The following is a 16,246-nucleotide window of genomic DNA, read 5'->3' as shown; positions in this document are numbered from 1 at the left end:
GATTTTACTTGGGCGGGGATGTATCCTGCTCCCCGTGGGTCGGGTGGACTTGGACGTGGTGCGCAAGGTGGCGATTTTTTTGCCGCCGACCTTGGGTGATTGCGTTAACCACTTGGCGACGCTGCGGTGGCTGAGCGACGGGTTGCCGGGCCGTGAGATCACGGCACTTTCCGGTGGGTTGGGGTTGGGGGTATTGACGGCTTTCCCGGTGGAGGGGGTCAGGGTCGCCAACCGGGATTCTGCCCTGAAGGAACTGTGGCTCCGAGGCCGTTACGACCTCGGGGTTTTCCCTTACGTCCAGAACAAAATGGTCCGGATCGCCAAGGCCGGCCGGGTACGGCAGCTTGCGGGATTGCGGGGAGGAAAGCACGACGACTGGTTCACCTTTGGGGTGGAACCGGTTTTGGGCCAACACCAAGTCTTGGAAGTGTGCCGCCAACTGTTCGAACACATTGGAATCCCCTGCCCGGTGCCGGTTTGGGATTTGGGAGTCGCCCGCCCGCCCGCGCGTGGGGGCCCGCCGCGAGTGGGGTTCATGACCGGAGCCTCGCGGGCCGACAAACAGTGGCCGACCGCCAAGTTTTTGCAAGTGGCAGAATGTTGCCAACGCCGAGGCTGCCAAATTTTCAACTTCGGCGGACCGGGAGAATCCGGAGCATTGGACTCGCTTGGGGCAGTGGATTATGCGGGAACCCCATCGGACTTCCGCACCACTGCCAGAACCCTTGCCCAAATGGATCTCCTTGTCACAAACGACACCGGCTTGATGCACCTGGCGGGGGCTGTGGGCACCCGGGTGGCTGCGGTTTTCATGGTGGAATCCCCCGCCGAATACTTCCCGCCGGGAACCGGCCACGTCTTGTTGGAAGGAGATGTCCCGGTGGAAGCCGTTTTGGATGCCGTGAAGGAGATCGTGGGTTGGGAATGAAGATCTTGTTGGCGGGCAGGCCTGAAGGGGGGTTGATCCGAGGGGGAGCAGAAATCCAATTGGAGACGACCCGCGACCTGCTCCGGGCCTCCGGGCACGAGGCGACCGTCCTTTCTCCAGAAGTCCGGGAGTGGGGGGACGCCGTCCACTTTTTTGGGCTTAGCGATTCGTTTTGGAGCTTGGCTTCCCTCTGCTTGGAGCGTGGCGTGCCTTATGTCGTCAGTTCAATCTGGTATGAGCCCGGTTCGCCAACGCAGTTGAAAACCCTGCGGTTGCGGAGGCGCTTGGAGGGCAGGTACCCGAAGAAATGCGCAAAGCTTTTGCGGGGGGCCGCCCGAATCCTTATCCCGAGCCCTGAAGTGGCGGGGAGGCTCTCGGTGTTTTTTGACGCCGAGCCAGGCAAATGCACGGTTGTGCCGAGCGGGGCCATCGACCCCACCTTCTTTGCTGCGGATCCCGATTTTGCCCGCAGTCACTTTGGAATTGAGGGTCGGTATGTGTTGTGCGTGGGCAATTTTTTGGAGCGGAAGAACCAACTGCGGATCGTGCAAGCGCTCAAGGGGTCGGGAGTGGCGGTGGTTTTTGCCGGAGGCGATTCTGACCGGCCTTACTTTGACCGGTGCGTCCAAGAAAGCAAGGGGGGCGAGTTCCGATTTTTGGGCAAAGTCCCCCACGACGGGGGTTTGCTGGCCTCGCTGGTAAAAGGGTGTTCGGCATTTGCGATGCCCTCGTTGCTGGAAGATTTCTTGATCGCTGGGGTGGAAGCGGGATCCTTGGGCAAGCCGATGGTGTTGAGCACCGGTTGGAATGCGCATGAGGTTTACGGGAATCACGCCTTGTTGGCCGACCCACGGAACCTGCATGAGATCCGTTCGATGACCCTAAAGGCCCTGGATATGGGGGATTCGGACGAGCGGGCGCAATGGTTCCGAGAGCGGTATTCGCAAGACGCCTTTTTGGCGAAAACCTTGGACGCTTATGGCGACGCGCTAAAGTAGCTTTTCCGCCTGATTGCGGTGCTGCGCTTCGACGGTTTGCCGGGTTGCCCCGTTTTGCCTTTCCAGGATTTTGGCAAACTTCATGGCGTCGTTTGCGAGCATGAGCAGGGCAATGGAAAACCCCTGCCACCCGAGTTTTGAACCTCCTTGTTTGACCATGCGTTTGGCAAAATCCCGAACCAGTTTGCGCATGGCCTTGACGGGATTCAGCTTCAGGCTCTCCCGTTCTGCTTCCAGCGAGGTGTATTTATTCGCCCTGGCAATAAAATCTGACGCATCCAGATAAGTGAAATGCCAGATGCATGTTTCGGGAGTGTAGGGAACCGTGAAAGCCGTTGCTCCTGGATCCGGCTGGAGGTAGGCATGGACGACTGGGAGGAGGGTGACCTTTTCGCGCTTAAACAGCCGGGGGTGGACATCGCGTTCCGGCCCAAAGCCCGCGCCAGTCATAGGTTGGCCGAACATGACGTTGAGCCAATGGAAGGCAATGACATCATATTGCCCTGAATCGACGAGCTTGGAGATGTCGGGCCAGAGGGTTTTTGGCACGACTTCATCGGCATCCAAGATGAAAACCCAAGGCTGAGAAGACTGGGCGACGGCGAATTGGCGGGCCGGGTCGGCATAGCCCAACTGGTCGTGAAAAACTAACTTTGCCCCGTATTGCTTGGCGATTTCCACAGTGCGGTCTGTGGAATGCATGTCGCAGACCACGATTTCTGCCACAAAGTCGGCAACGGCTTGCAGGACGAGGTCGAGGTAGCGCTCGGCTTGGTATGTATTGACCACAACCGAAACAGGCAGCCGGCTCATTGCTCCATTTTGAACGCTTGTAACATCGATTCGAGTTCTTTGTAGGTGCTGACCCGGCTGAGGCTGGCCCGGATTTCGGCAGCACCAGGAACCCCTTTGATGTAAAGAGGAAGCTGGCCGCGAAGGGCGCGGAGGCCCCTCAATTCTTGTTCGGCATAGTTCTCTTGTTGGAGTGCAGTGGCGAAGTCGGGTGCTTCGGCTTCGTGGGCGATCATCAGGCGCGCGTGTTCCAGTGCGGTGGCAATTCGGTCCTCCAAAGTCGGTTCTGGGGGTTCCGGCTTGCCGGTCAGGGCGGCTTGGATGCGGGCGAGCGCCCAAGGGTTGCTGATGGCAGCCCGCCCGACCATGACCCCGTCGCACCCGGTTTCCTCCATCATCCGGATGGCATCGCCGGGCGTTTTGACGTCGCCATTGCCGATCAGAGGAATGGTGAGGACTTTGCGGAGTTCTTTGATGAGCGACCAATCGGCCTGGCCTTCAAAGCCTTGTTTTGCGAACCGGGCATGGAGGGTCAACATTTGCGCTCCGGCATCTTGGAACCGACGGGCAAGGTCGGGCGCGGCGAACAACGAATAATCCCAGCCGGCGCGGACTTTGACCGTCACGGGCACCTTGACAGAATCGACAACCGCCTTGACAATGTTTTGAGCCAGGACAGGATCCTTGAGCAGGGCCGCGCCGGCACCCGTTCGGCAGACTTTGGGCACCCAACACCCCATGTTAATGTCGACGAGGTCGCACCCGAACCCTTCGGCAACCTTTGCGGTCTCAGCCATGATTCCCGGGTCACCGCCAAAAATTTGGATTCCCAAAGGCCGTTCTGCCGCATGAACCTTCAATTTCTTGAAGGTCTTGACCGCGTTGTGGTGGATCGCCATGGCGCTCACGAATTCCGTGAACATCAACCCGGGGTCGGCGATGCGCTTGCAGATCATCCGGAAAGCCAGGTTGCTGACGTCCTCCATCGGGGCAAGCACAAGGGGGTTGGCAACCTCGACATCCCGGATCTTGAACGCGGGTTGGGAGATGGCATGAGGCATGTGGCTGGAGATATTGTGGCATTGGGGCCGTTGCGGGCCGGGGACAAAACAAGCCGCCGCCGACCAAAAATCGGCGACGGCTGTATAAGTGTTTTGGCAGAACTTACTTTTTTCGACGCCGCAGGGCCGCCAATGCCGGCAGAGCCAGAACCGCCATTGTGGCGGGCTCCGGAACGACTTCGAAGTTGTAAGTCTGGGTTTGGCCGCCGAATCCCAGCGCGTAGTTATCGGCATAACCTTCAAAGGCCGATGTTGCGGTTCCCCAGCCCATATCGACGCTGAGGACAAGGAACCCTTGACCAGCGAGTGCGGATTGCCAACTGGCGAAGGTCATGGGCGTGCCACCGCTAAGCAGGGCGCCATAGGCCGCGCCCAGGCTGCTCGTCGCGTTCAACTTGTAGGTGTTGCCGGCACTGAAGAAATCGAATGTGTTCCATTGCAATCCCGTGACCGGGGTGTTAAATGAGGGGGTATCGGTCGGGTCGAACACCAAGTTGCCGTACATGTTGTTGTTCGGGTTGTACAGTTCCATCCTGAGGTTCAGGGCGCTGTTGGGGATATCCCCGGAGAGCGTGTAGGTGTCGACTGACCAAGCCGTGACATTGTCAAACAGGCCGAGATATCCGGCAGTGGTGTCGCGGAGTTCCATATCGGCGCGGCCGCCCAGCGCATTGGCTGCCACATTGAAGTGCGCCGAACCGTTCTCGGATCCGGTGCGCGGGTTGGCGCCATCGATGCCCACGATCCCGCCATTTTTGACTTCGGAATAGTACCAAGAGGCGTTGGCAAAACCGGTTGGCGACGCCACGGTTTGGAATGCGCCGCTTGAGCCGGCGTTGGTGAAGGCATCCCCGGTGGGGCTGTTGGAATAGATGGTTGTTTGAGCGAAGGCCGACGAGACGGCCAACGATGCGACGGCTACTGCCGTGATCTTGATTTTCATTGTGCTCCTTTCCTTTTGAAAGGGTCAGCAACCCTGACCACTTCCAATTGCAACGATACTCTCAATCCTTAATAATTGTCCGGGACTTGACAGAATCCAGTATTTATGCGGGCATTGTTCGTTCAGGGGAGGATCCCTGTTGAATCGAAGACCGTGAGCCGCTGGGTCCCGCGTTCGCGGACGATGCCGACGAGGAATCCCAGCATTTGGCCATTGGCCGGTGAGTCATCGTAGGTTGGGTTGAGGGGGTGGAGCAGATAATTGACCCCGTTGTGTTTGAGTTATTTCACCGTGACCAAACGATCGTGTGACCGGAATAGGATCACGTGGCCGATCTTTGGCACATCCGTCCGTTGAAAAACACAGACATCATGGGGCTCCAAGAGGGGCATCATGGAATCGGACTCAATCCGGCTGCTTTGCCGTTCGTGACCGCCGTTGGCGGCGGATATCCGGCCACATTCACCGAGCAACTAGTCACGCCGTCCGGGCTGGATGGCGCCAGTGTCCGGATCCAGGCTTCCGGCGATGGCACCCTGATCGTCGCGTGGAAGGGCGTGCCGGTGGCTTCCTTCGCCAACAAATGGTTCCTCTTCTCGCTCCGGGTTAAGGCTTCGCTGCTGGGGAGTGGCCGATGCTTTGAAGCCGTGACCTATTCAGCCGGTTCCCCCGATGGAGGCAACGTCGCGTTCTGCGAAGGACAGCTGGAAACCAACGGGCAATGGGGCCATGCCTTGCTTCTGAGCCGTGCCACGCCAACAGTTTCCCAACTTGTGCTGCAGGTCTTCTCCCGGGAGTTGGTCGGGGCGGACACCAATGCATCGGGAACGATGGAGTTGGCGGAACTTTATCTGCACGACATTGCCGCCATGGGGGCGGCCAACGGGGTCGACTGGAACCTCCCCTGATCAGCCAAGCCGGAGGGAAAGCTCGCTAACGCGGCCCAAATTTTTCCAATCAGGGCCATCTGGAACTCCCGGCCACAACCGGGAGCGGAATGCACCCACAGGGAGAAAGGAGGCGGCAACCCGCCGCCAAAGGGCCGCCCGACCGGGGTGAAAGCGGATCCCCTGGGCAAGGGAGCGGCGAGCCCGGCCGGGCTCATGGAAAAGGGCGTAAAGGGCGGCCAGGTTGAGCGCGTTTTGCGCCAACCCAGGCTTGACACCCTCAATGTGCGCAAGCTCGCCGGCGCGGACGGCAATCGCCTCCCGAACCCGGATCTCCTCGGCGGCTTGCCGAGAGGAAAGCAGGTAGGAGTTGTGCGGGTGTTGCCGCCAAAACGCCAGCGGCTCGGCGATACAACCGAACGGAGACCGGGAACAGGCCTCCAACAGGGCAACCCAGTCGCCGGAATATCGCAGGCTTGTTTCGAACCGCACCGACTCCCGCCGCCAAACGACCCCGCTCGCCAAGATCCGGTTTTCGTAAACCAGTCGGTCCAAGGGGCGTTGAACAGGAGTTTTCGGCCAATCGCTGTGGACGTCGCCAGGGATGGCCGAACCATCGGAAGCGATGAGATTCCCCAAACAATAGCTGAGGCAGATTTCGGGGTTCTCCTCCAGCTGCCGGGTCTGCACGGCGAGCTTCTCGGCCGCCCAAACGTCGTCGCTGTTCATGATGGCGACAAACGGGGATTCGGCCATGCCGAGACCTCGGGCCTCGGTGCCGTAGGTGCCTAGGTTTTCGGGATTAGAAAACACGGAGATCCTTTGGTCGGCGCGGGCATACCGTTCCGCAACGGCCACCGAATCATCCCGACTCCCATCATCGATCACCAGCGCTTGCCAGTCTGTAAATGTCTGGGCCAGGATCGAATCCAGGCATTCGGGCAGGAACGCGGCGTGATTGTAGCTGGGGATGACAACGGTGACCAGCGGCATGCCGCCCCTAATTTACCGTGGGGAGCATCTAATCCCCGCCGCCTCCGCAACCACCCCCACAACCGCTACTGCACCCGCTTGAACTGCACCCACTCGAGCCGCAACCGTGTGAGCCGCAGCCGTTAGAATCATGCCCGCCGTGGTGTCCGTGGCTGTCCCCATGCGAAAAAGTGTCGACCCCCGGGCTGCATCCCGAGGAGCCGCCGGAACCCCCTCGGCCCCGCGAGAGGCGGGCGAGTGCCAAAACAATCGCCCCCAAAATGACGGTGCCACCCACCCAGAGGACGATGCTGCCCGCGGGGCCTAACATCCCGGCCCCGGCCACCTGTGTGGTGCAGCCGATTGCCGCCGCAGACCCGGCCAAACCCGCCAACCCCCAAGCTCCTTGGGCGACGGCCCGCCGGGGGATGAGGTAATAATCCGCCACATTGACCCGCTTGAATTGCATGGGCCGCGAAAACCGGATGTTGTTTGGGGGCCAAATGTCAGGCGGGGGGGCTTCGCCGAATTCCAAACGGTACGACTCGACCGTCCGGCTGTACCAATCGTCGAACTTTCGGTTTTCATGGCTACCGCCTTTAGTCGGTTCATGCGACAAGGTCTTGCCCAAAACTTCGGGGCAGAACCGGCCGAAATAGCTTGAGGTGTACAACATGTGCAAGTGCCAGGCTTGGTCCACCTCGTCGCTTGGCGTGCAGGGGTGGCCGGCGGCCAAGCACAAATAGACGAACCGTCGGTATTCCCCAACCACCCGGTCGGCAAATTCTGGAGACCACCCGTTTTCCCGCGCCAACCGCCGAGAAAATGGCAACGCCACACCGGGGTCGTCGATTTGGAAATCCATGATTTTGGCGTAAAGTCCGGGATTGGAAAGGCTGGCCATCGTGATATCCCCTTAAGAGGGAGGACGGGCCAGAGGGGCAGAAACGCCCCAAATTTGTACGATTTGGGTTGTCCGGCAAGGCAACGCCCCGGCCCACATTGCGGGCCGGGGCGGTTAAGGGTCTAAGCCGGGGTTAGTGGCTTTCGCCTTCGGTTTTAGGGGTTTCAGTCGTTGCGCCCGATTCTTCTTTCTTCAATCCCATGGATTCGGCGCAGTGGGAGCAGTACTCTTTGCCATCCTTTTCAATGGCGTCCGCTTTGGCCACCTGCATTCCGCAACCGGCGCAGGAAACCATATCGGCATCATGTTTGCCATCATTTGCTTCCGCACAGTTGACGCAAATTTTCTTGCCGTCGACCTCCTTGATCGCGCTGGCATCCACTTCGGCCCCGCACTTTTCGCATTTGACCTTGGAGGCAGTTGCGGTGCCCGCGGTGGCGGCTTCGCTAGCTGGGTTCTTGGAGGAGGCTTCTTGCGTCGGTGAACAGGCGACGAGGGCAAAGGCCGAACAGGCGGCCAAAACAGCGGTGAGCAGGATCTTCTTCATGGTTTCTTCCGATGGCTACGAACCTTGAGTTTAATACGTTTTGGGCGAAAAGAGTTCCCCACCCGGTCAATTGGATCCAGCCCGATAGGCCGATGGGGACGCACCGGTCGCCCATCGGATGAGTTTGTTGAACTCTTGCAGGTCGGAAATCCCAACCCTTGACGCCACCGCCTTTACCGGCAGATCAGTCGAAAGCAACAGCCGTGTCGCCTCTTGGACTTTAAGTTGGCGGACATATTCCTGAACCGTCATGTTGTGCTCTTCGCGGAACAATCGCAGGAGTTGCCGTTGGGAAAGTCCGGCGTGCGCCCCCAACTCGTTCACCGTTAGCTTGCGGCCCAAGTTTTGCCGCACATACGCTTCGACCTGGTAAAGCACATCCCGGCCCCGATGGCGGGACTTAGGTTCGGAAACGCACCACAAAAAATTCCACACAAAGGCGACCGCAGGTTCCGTCGCGTCCGTGATCCGCGATGATGCTCGCCGCAGGTCGGCAAAAACGTGGGCGCGGTCGGTGATCAACCGGGGGATGGAATGGATCTGCTTGCCAAGGCCGGGGAGGGAAAAGGTCAAAAATTGGAAATGCGTGTCAGGCCCAACCCGGCCATGGGCTCCCCGCACACCCGGGGCGAAAACCACAATGGTGCCCGGTTCCACCAAGGCGGTCGAATTCTGCTGGGTGACCGCGTTGGTGTGCTCGTAATAGACCAAGGTCCACATGTCGGCCGGTTGCGCCCATTCCAACTTTTCCGCCGTCAAATCGCCGTCACCCACAAAAATCCGGTTGGGCGGCAAACTCAAATCGGCAAGGTGGTACCCGACCATGGCGGATTTATACCATCACTGGCCGATAGGCACAAACAAAAAGTCGCCATGATGCATGTAGACTAGGTCTGCCTCATTGGAGGGAACCATGGAGATGAAATCAAAATTCACGAAATCAGCGGCCTGGCTTGCCGTTTTGGCCGTGTCAGCCGGGGCTCACGCCAACCTGATCGTCAACGGCGACTTTGAAAACCAACCGAACTTTGGCATCAACGGCGACGGGTCTTACACCCGGCTCGATCCCGGCCAAATGCCCGGTTGGACTATCGCGTCCGGCCACTCGGTCACTATCCACAAAAACCCCGGGGCCTACCCGACGATCTCGGGTGCCTACAGCGTCAATACGGATGGCGAAGGGCAAAACGGCCACAATGCCGACTTCTACCAAGATTTCGCCACCTCCGCAGGGGTGTCCTACACCTTGGACTACAATTGGCTAGGATGGATGGCCAGCGGGGCCGTGCTCGATGTCCGCATCGAAGTCGCCTCCAGCGGCGCCATCGTTGTGCAAGACCTCCAAAACTGGGATAACCTCGGAGTCCACCACCGCCAACTAAGTTTTGTCGGGGATGGCACCGACTATCGCCTGCGGATTTTGGAAAATCCGGAATCCGGGTTCAACGACAACTCCTACATCGTCGATGATTTTTCTGTCGAAGCCGTTCCGGAACCGGCAACCCTGGCCATCGCCGGTCTGGCCGCCGCCGCTCTGTTGCGCAAGAGGAAGTAACCCGGCCCAAAAATGCAAAACCCTGGTTGAATGCATCAACCAGGGTTTTTTGGTGCCCAGGAAAGGACTCGAACCTTCACTCCCTTGCGAGAACTAGTACCTGAAACTAGCGCGTCTACCAATTCCGCCACCTGGGCACGGACTGCAAATATACCCCCACATCCCCGGCTTGCCGCGCCCACGGGGGGCCCTGTCCTACTTGGAAACATGGAACACCGAGCGGGGGGGAAGGTTAGAACCTTGTGGGGCGCTGACCGCGAGCAGGGCGGCAAAACGTCCCTCCACGGCCAGCTCGATCCGCGCATGCCGGCCGTTGCCGATTGGTACATCCGGGCAGGACCATAAGCCGTCCCCGCGCTCAAATTCAAAGCCGCTCCACTCAGGATCCCCCAACTGCTTCAGGATCTCGGCCGGCGTGGTGCCAGGTGGAGAATCCCATTCCGCCAATTCCAATGTCGCGTACCAATCGTCACCGAAGACTTCTCCGGTGTAGTGGCTCACCATGCCGTCAGAGAGCCCCGCAGGCTTGGGGGTAGCTGGCCCGGGGAGCCGGAAACGGAACGGCATGCCGAGAAGGGAATAGTCGCCCAAAAGCTTGGTTTCGATCTTCGCCGAATCCATTTTCCCCCCATGGTCGAGCTTGATCGTGTCGATGGCCTTCTGCGCTTCCGCAAGCCCTTTGGCGCCAAACCCGAGCCAGGTGGCCTCATACATTCTGGCTTCGGTTGAAAAGACCGCTGAGATGTGCAACAGGGGCCGGGCCGTGTCCGATGTCAAAGCACTCCCGATGAGGGCGACCATTGGCCGGCCGCCAAGAACCCCGGGAATCGATTGGAACAGTTGGCTGGCAAAACCCTTCCTGGTGCGCCCCGCCCGTTCATGCAATGCGCAAAGTTCTTCTGCCGTCGGCTTTTGGGGCAGGCTGTCTAAATCCGTCACCGCCACCGTCCAAACTTGGTCCAATCTCCCTTCGGCATCCCGGATGACGGCTTGGTAGGCCCGGTAGCCCGCTGTGTCCCCCGAAACCAATTGGAACTTGGAATCGGTGGCCAGGTTCAACCCCTCCAGGGATGTTTGGCGGATTTCTGGGGCTGAAGGTGCTATCTCCTGCGCACAGCTTTCCAGGAGGCACACACCGTCAGGACGCCCGGCAAGGGCCAATAGGAATGCAACGGAGGCCATGGCGTACTTGTTCCGACGCGCCAGTGGGCCCCCTGGCTTCTTTATCGCAATGCGGTCGGTATGACAAGCTTCAATGCCGAAAGCTCATCATTGAACTTGGCGACCTTGACATCGACCAAACCGTTCTCCAGCCCGAACGCCCGCACATCGTTTTCGCCGAACTCCTTGCGCCCCTTAGCCCATACCGCCCAAACCATGCCGTTTCGGTGGATTGCATCCCGGCCCTCGGCCAACTTCTGGAGGTCTGAAGGGGCGTGGAGCCGGATGAACAGAACATCCACTGTGCCCTCGGTTGGCGGGCCAGCCCGGCCGCAAAGCTCCGGAGCGAATTCGGCGTCGAACTCCCCAACCGCCCGGTAAGTGTGGCTCGGCTTCAGCCCGAATTTGTCAATCCGGCTTTTGGGGTGCAAAATCGCATGCGCCCACTTTTCTGCCGCCTCCCCCAGGTTCAGGACGGCGGCGTCCGGCCCCTTGGCCAGCGTCAGAGTGCCATCGATGGCTGAAACGGAATCGAGGTCTTTCCACTGCCATCGGAACCGGATGTCGCCCCGGAACTCGACCACTCCGTCGCCGCAATGGGCCTTGCCTTCGCCCTGCTGTCCGTTCAGCATGGCTGTGCAAAGGCGTTCCATCCCCATCAGGCGCCCCCCCGGCCCAGCTTTGCCTCGAGCGATGCCGCATAAGCCTTCAAAGTCCGGTCGTGGCCAAAGATGTATTTGGAAAGGAAGCGGAATGGTGGGGAATAGACTTCTCCCCTCTCCGTGATGGTCACTTCACACTGGGAGCCTTGTCCCGCAAGTTCCCACGTCCAAGTCCCTCCAAACTTCAAATCTTGGCCATCGATCTTGGCCGTCAACGTCACGTTCTGTTCCTGGTCAATCACCGTCAACGGGATTTCGCCGAAATCCGTGACCTCGACCCAGGACGCATAGCCGCCGACGGAGTCTTTACAGACAACCGACTTCACGTCTTTGCGCCAGTCCGGGAAGTGTTCGACATCGGTCAGCAAAGCCCAAACCTGGCTAGGGTTGGCGTCCACAACGGTGCGGACGGTGGCCACATGCCCGACAGGCAGCGCTGCCCCGACTGCAAACATGCCCCCAAGTGCCAAAAGGACAAGGCCGAAAATTGCGAATGCTATGGTCATTTTTGGTTTCCAACGTTTGTGTTTCAATTCAATAGCTCCATCCGGAACCGAATTTCTGGATCAATCCCGTAGCGGCCTCCGCCAGGATCCTTAGCCCGGCGACCGCCTTGCCCCGGTCCGATTCGCCCATTAGCCCGAGCATCGCTTCAACCCGTGCGGGGTCGAGGACCGAATTCGATTCGGAAATGCGGAGGCCCGCTTCGGTCAGCAGGATCTGGACGACCCGGCGGTCGGGCCCTTGGCGAGTTCGCTTGACATAGCCGAGCCGCTCCAACCGGTCAACCGTAACGCACGCTGTGGCCGGAGTGACACCCAAGTGGCCAGCCAACGATTTCAAACTCACCGGCTCGGCAATGTCCAAATGGTCGAGGAAGCTGGCCTGCCGGGACGTCAGGACATGTCCCGACTCCGGATCCTGGACATGCCGGGAGTGGCAGGCAAAGTAGATCCGCGGGTAGGCCCCCAAAACCGCTTCGACATCCGATTCCATCTTTCGTTAGTATAGCCTAATGATTTGAATAATCTAAAAAATAATTGCGGATTTTCCACTATCCTGAGAAATTGTCTGAGAAATGGCTTGGAGCCGAACCATGAATTTGTTAACCTAGGTTAAGGGATCGACGCCCCCGACCAAACTGGGCCGAGAGCGCCGGGCCTTCCATAGGAAGAAACGGTGAAACAATTCACACCCGAACAGATCAGAAATGTGGCCATTGTAGGCCACGGCGGTGCCGGCAAGACAATGCTGGTGGAACACATGCTCTACACCGCCGGGGCAACCGACCGCGTGGGAACCGTCGAGGCCGGCAACACGCAAAGCGATTACGACCCGTTGGAAGTCAGGCGCAAAATTAGCATCAGCGCCAGCGTCACACCCCTGGAATACCACGGGCACAAAATCAACCTCATCGATGTCCCAGGGTTCCCGGATTTTGCCGGCGAACTCAACGCCGTCGCAGAAGTCGTTGGATCCTTCGTCTTCGTCGTCGAAGCCAAGGCCGACCTCGATGTCGGCTTTGACCTCGCTTGGGACGTGGCCGAACGCCACAACCTCGCCAAGTGCATCTTTATCAACAAGCTGGAGCGGGACAACGCCGACTACGAAGGGCTCATCGACACCCTCCACCAACGCTATGGTCGCCGCATTGTCAACGTTCAAATCCCGATCGGGCGACAAGCGGCCTTTAGTGGAATCCTCGACCTTGTCCAGATGAAGGTCTACAAAGGCCGGGATCGGGGCGAAATTATCGAAGACATCCCCGATTCGCTCAAATCCGAGGCCGAAGAGCGGCACGAAAAAATGATGGAGGCCGCCGCAGAGGGTGACGACGAACTCTCGATGAAATTTTTGGAAGGCAACGAACTCACGCCGGAAGAAGTCGAACATGGCCTGATGGAAGGGACGCTCAGCGGGAAAGTCGTCCCCGTGCTGTTGGGCTCTGCCCACACCGGCATCGGCGTTGCCACGCTGCTCGACCGGATCATCGGCGAGCTCCCATCGCCCGTCTACAAGCCGCTCGACATCCAAGGGCAACATTACGAAGAAGATCCGAACGGCCCGTTGATCGCCTATTGCTTCAAAACTACCGCCGACCCCTACGTCGGAAAGCTCAACTACATCCGGGTCTTCAGCGGGACGCTCAAAGCCGATGACAACGTCTTGAACTCTGAATCGGGTGAAACGGAACGCGTCCACAACTTGTTCACCCCCCACGGCAAAAACCCGGAGAATGTGGATCGGGTGGTGGCGGGGGACATCTGCGTGGTTGCAAAGCTTACGAACACCCACACCGGCGACACTCTGTGTAACAAAGACAAGCCGATCAAAATGTGGAAGCCCGATTTCCCGTTGCCGGTATACCGAGTGGCCATCAAACCGGTCACCAAAGCCGACGAGGATAAGCTCGGTCCCGCCCTGGATCGGCTGCTGGAAGAAGACCCCACCTTGCGATACACCCGCGACGCCGAACTCCACCAAGAACTCCTCGAAGGGCTCGGCGACATCCACATTGACACCGCGATTGAAAAGCTCAAAGTCCGGTTCGGTGTCAATGTCGAAACGCAAGAAGCGCGTGTGCCCTACCGGGAAACCATCCGCGGGAATGCCAAAGCGCAAGGGAAGTTCAAGCGGCAAACCGGTGGCAAGGGCCAATACGGCGATTGCTGGCTGGAACTGGAACCCCTTGCCGGGGGCACAGGATTCGAATTTGCCAACAAAGTCGTCGGTGGTTCAATCCCCAAAAACTACATCCCGGCCGTGGAAAAGGGAGTCGTCGAAGCGATGTCGAAAGGACTGCTGGCCGGGTACCCGGTGGTGGACATCAAGGCCACCGTGTATGACGGCAGTTACCACGACGTCGATTCGAGCGAAGCCGCCTTTAAGATGGCGGGCCAAATCGCCTTCCGTGCCGCGACCGAAAAAGCCAACCCCGTTCTAATGGAACCGATCCTCAGCGTCGAGATCGATGTTCCGGATGATTCGGTCGGCGAGGTCGTCGGCGATCTCAACACCCGGCGCGGGCACATGTCCGGAATGGAACCATGTGGCGCCGGCAAAACCCGCATCCGGGCCGAGGTGCCGATGGCCACGATGATGCGCTACGCGCTGGATCTCCGATCCCTCACTAAAGGGAGGGGGATTTTCCGCGCCGACTTCGCGCGGTACGCCGATGTGCCCCACCACGAAGCCGAGCAACTCATCAAGGCCCATCAAGCCGAAGCCAATCACGCGGAACTCCACTGACATGTCGATGGCCCCCCGGCTTGCCGGGGGGCCGCGACGATTTCACAAAACCCTTCCGCATGGGCCGTCATGCCCCAGCGGAGCCATCTCCAGATCGATCAGAAAAGCCGTTCTGGATGACCGGGGTGTCGGATCAACCCTTGATAAACGCCATACCTGCTTCTGGGTAGCGCTGGCCCGCCGCTTCGCTCAACGCATCGAGCTCCTGAAGTTGCGAGGCCCCCAGCACCACATCCGAGGCCCCCACGTTCTGCTCCAGGTACGAGAGCTTTTTGGTGCCCGGGATCGGGCAGACGTTTTGACCCTGCCGCAACACCCAGGCGATGGCTACTTGCGCAGGGGTTGCCCCAGCCTCAGCTGCGATCGATTCCACGACTTTGACCAGTTCCAGGTTCACAGCAAAGTTCTCTTCCGAAAACCGGGGGTTGGATCGCCGCCAGTCGTCTTCCGGCAGGTCGGCCAAAGATTTGATTTGTCCCGTCAAAAAGCCCCGGCCTAGAGGGGAATAGGGGACGAACGCGATTCCGAGCTCCTCCGTTACCGGTAGCACGTCGTCCAGCGAATCCCGCGTCCACAACGAGAGTTCGTTCTGCACCGCAGCGATTGGGTGGGTGGCGTGGGCGCGGCGGACCGTATCGGCGGCGACCTCGCTGATGCCGATCGCTTTGACCTTGCCTTCTTCGACAAACTTCGCCATTTCGCCGACAGTCTCCTCAATCGGGACAAGAGGGTCGACCCGGTGGAGGTAGTAAAGGTCGATAGATTCAACCTGGAGCCGTTTCAGGCTGTTTTCAAGGCATTTGCGGGCGTAGGCCGGGGTTCCATCCACAATCCAGCCGTTCCCGGCTTCGACCTGGTCTTGGTGGCTGGTCAAGCTCCTATCGGCGACGTTGCCAAATTTCGTCGCCAAGAACACCTGGTCGCGCCGGACTTTCAATGCTTTGGCCAGCAGCTCTTCGTTGGTAAACGGCCCATAGATGTCGGCGGTGTCCCAATGGTTGACCCCGGCCTCAAGGGCCCGGTCAAGTACCCGGAGACATTCGCTTTCGTCGGCGGAGCCGTAAGCCCACGACATGCCCATGCAGCCCAGGCCGATTTCGCCGATTTGGCGGTTTGCGATTGTTCGTTGTTTCATGGTTTGGTGCCTTGGAGGAGTTGGGTCAGCTTGCGCACGGCGGGGTGCCCGGTATCTTCCATCGAGCAGCCCGCGTGGTAAACGTCCAGTTTGGCGTCGACCAAGGCTTTGCAATGTTCCAATGCGTCAATTTGGCTGCATAGGCTGTCGCGGTGTGCGCGCAGCAGTTCTTGCCTGGCCTCGATGGTGGCGGGGCCGTCGGCGATCAGGTCAACATACTCCCGCATCCGTGCAATCGGCATCCCGGTTTCGCGCAGTTTGCGCAGCAGCCGGATCAGATCGATGGCGGCTGACGGGTACCGGCGTGCATTGCCGGCCGTGCGTTGCACCGCATGGAGCAAACCTGCCCGCTCGTAATACCGGAGCATGTGGGTGGTCACCCCGAGTTGCGAGGCAACTTCGCCAATCGTGTAGAGCCGCTCCATCTCCTCGAGTGTAGGCTACAAAATGAG

At 59.4% G+C, this 16,246-nt stretch carries 19 protein-coding genes and 1 tRNA gene; 5 read left to right on the top strand and 15 right to left on the bottom strand.

Annotation, left to right across the window (positions count from 1 at the left end; all coding sequences use genetic code 11):
- Positions 1-34 precede the first annotated feature (34 nt).
- Both JNM28_00200 and JNM28_00195 read left to right on the top strand, forming a co-directional pair.
- A complete protein-coding gene (locus tag JNM28_00200; GenBank protein MBL8066852.1) occupies positions 35-928 on the top strand; it encodes a hypothetical protein in 894 nt (297 codons plus the stop codon).
- Positions 925-1,926 carry a glycosyltransferase gene (locus JNM28_00195; GenBank protein MBL8066851.1) on the top strand — a complete coding sequence of 334 codons (1,002 nt, stop codon included), beginning with the start codon at positions 925-927 and terminating at the stop codon, positions 1,924-1,926. The genes JNM28_00200 and JNM28_00195 overlap by 4 nt, the downstream gene beginning before the upstream one ends.
- Here the strand turns inward: JNM28_00195 and JNM28_00190 are convergent.
- The 4 genes from JNM28_00190 to JNM28_00175 form a co-directional block, all read right to left on the bottom strand.
- A complete protein-coding gene (locus JNM28_00190; GenBank protein MBL8066850.1) occupies positions 1,918-2,739 on the bottom strand; it encodes a glycosyltransferase family 2 protein in 822 nt (273 codons plus the stop codon). The two genes, JNM28_00195 and JNM28_00190, sit on opposite strands and share 9 nt — an antisense overlap.
- Positions 2,736-3,779, bottom strand: coding sequence for a tRNA dihydrouridine synthase DusB (gene dusB / locus JNM28_00185; GenBank protein MBL8066849.1), 1,044 nt, complete (start codon positions 3,777-3,779; stop codon positions 2,736-2,738). Before dusB ends, JNM28_00190 begins: the two co-directional genes overlap by 4 nt.
- A gap of 103 nt (positions 3,780-3,882) precedes the next feature.
- Positions 3,883-4,722 (bottom strand): PEP-CTERM sorting domain-containing protein, encoded by an 840-nt coding sequence (locus JNM28_00180; GenBank protein ID MBL8066848.1) that lies wholly within the window; start codon positions 4,720-4,722, stop codon positions 3,883-3,885.
- 281 nt (positions 4,723-5,003) lie between these two features.
- Positions 5,004-5,114, bottom strand: coding sequence for a hypothetical protein (locus tag JNM28_00175; GenBank protein MBL8066847.1), 111 nt, complete (start codon positions 5,112-5,114; stop codon positions 5,004-5,006).
- Here JNM28_00175 and JNM28_00170 point away from each other — a divergent pair.
- A complete protein-coding gene (locus JNM28_00170; GenBank protein MBL8066846.1) occupies positions 5,076-5,630 on the top strand; it encodes a hypothetical protein in 555 nt (184 codons plus the stop codon). The genes JNM28_00175 and JNM28_00170 overlap by 39 nt on opposite strands.
- On the opposite strand, the gene JNM28_00165 is transcribed toward JNM28_00170, so the two are convergent.
- From JNM28_00165 to JNM28_00150, 4 genes are all read right to left on the bottom strand, one after another.
- A complete protein-coding gene (locus JNM28_00165) occupies positions 5,631-6,602 on the bottom strand; it encodes a glycosyltransferase family 2 protein (protein ID MBL8066845.1) in 972 nt (323 codons plus the stop codon). It abuts the gene before it with no gap.
- Positions 6,603-6,630: 28 nt separating this feature from the next.
- On the bottom strand, positions 6,631-7,485 hold the full coding sequence (locus JNM28_00160; GenBank protein ID MBL8066844.1) for a hypothetical protein: 855 nt from the start codon (positions 7,483-7,485) through the stop codon (positions 6,631-6,633).
- A gap of 133 nt (positions 7,486-7,618) precedes the next feature.
- Positions 7,619-8,032, bottom strand: coding sequence for a hypothetical protein (locus JNM28_00155; protein ID MBL8066843.1), 414 nt, complete (start codon positions 8,030-8,032; stop codon positions 7,619-7,621).
- A 66-nt stretch (positions 8,033-8,098) separates the two neighbouring features.
- Positions 8,099-8,857, bottom strand: coding sequence for a helix-turn-helix transcriptional regulator (locus JNM28_00150; GenBank protein ID MBL8066842.1), 759 nt, complete (start codon positions 8,855-8,857; stop codon positions 8,099-8,101).
- 94 nt (positions 8,858-8,951) lie between these two features.
- Here JNM28_00150 and JNM28_00145 point away from each other — a divergent pair, with 94 nt between their 5' ends.
- Entirely contained in the window at positions 8,952-9,587 is a 636-nt protein-coding gene (locus JNM28_00145; GenBank protein MBL8066841.1) for a DUF642 domain-containing protein, read from the top strand.
- A gap of 50 nt (positions 9,588-9,637) precedes the next feature.
- On the opposite strand, the gene JNM28_00140 is transcribed toward JNM28_00145, so the two are convergent.
- From JNM28_00140 to JNM28_00120, 5 genes are all read right to left on the bottom strand, one after another.
- A tRNA-Leu gene (locus tag JNM28_00140) sits at positions 9,638-9,724 on the bottom strand.
- 58 nt (positions 9,725-9,782) lie between these two features.
- On the bottom strand, positions 9,783-10,769 hold the full coding sequence (locus JNM28_00135) for a hypothetical protein (protein ID MBL8066840.1): 987 nt from the start codon (positions 10,767-10,769) through the stop codon (positions 9,783-9,785).
- A gap of 41 nt (positions 10,770-10,810) precedes the next feature.
- Positions 10,811-11,401 (bottom strand): hypothetical protein, encoded by a 591-nt coding sequence (locus JNM28_00130; GenBank protein ID MBL8066839.1) that lies wholly within the window; start codon positions 11,399-11,401, stop codon positions 10,811-10,813.
- A 5-nt stretch (positions 11,402-11,406) separates the two neighbouring features.
- The gene (locus tag JNM28_00125) at positions 11,407-11,916 is read right to left on the bottom strand and encodes an SRPBCC family protein (protein ID MBL8066838.1); all 510 of its coding nucleotides are present in this window, start codon (positions 11,914-11,916) and stop codon (positions 11,407-11,409) included.
- Between the two features lie 28 nt (positions 11,917-11,944).
- On the bottom strand, positions 11,945-12,406 hold the full coding sequence (locus JNM28_00120; GenBank protein MBL8066837.1) for a winged helix-turn-helix transcriptional regulator: 462 nt from the start codon (positions 12,404-12,406) through the stop codon (positions 11,945-11,947).
- A 183-nt stretch (positions 12,407-12,589) separates the two neighbouring features.
- Between JNM28_00120 and JNM28_00115 the strand changes: the two genes are divergently transcribed.
- A complete protein-coding gene (locus JNM28_00115; protein ID MBL8066836.1) occupies positions 12,590-14,659 on the top strand; it encodes an elongation factor G in 2,070 nt (689 codons plus the stop codon).
- Positions 14,660-14,792: 133 nt separating this feature from the next.
- Here JNM28_00115 and JNM28_00110 read toward each other — a convergent pair whose 3' ends face one another.
- Both JNM28_00110 and JNM28_00105 read right to left on the bottom strand, forming a co-directional pair.
- On the bottom strand, positions 14,793-15,794 hold the full coding sequence (locus tag JNM28_00110) for an aldo/keto reductase (GenBank protein MBL8066835.1): 1,002 nt from the start codon (positions 15,792-15,794) through the stop codon (positions 14,793-14,795).
- Positions 15,791-16,219, bottom strand: a complete 429-nt coding sequence (locus tag JNM28_00105) for a MerR family transcriptional regulator (GenBank protein ID MBL8066834.1) — start codon at positions 16,217-16,219, stop codon at positions 15,791-15,793. Before JNM28_00105 ends, JNM28_00110 begins: the two co-directional genes overlap by 4 nt.
- Positions 16,220-16,246 lie beyond the last annotated feature (27 nt).

This window comes from Armatimonadota bacterium (assembly GCA_016789105.1).
Classification (GTDB): domain Bacteria; phylum Armatimonadota; class Fimbriimonadia; order Fimbriimonadales; family Fimbriimonadaceae; genus UphvI-Ar2.
The sequence above is the reverse complement of the archived record's forward strand: the minus strand, read 5'-3'. Positions and strand labels throughout refer to the sequence as shown.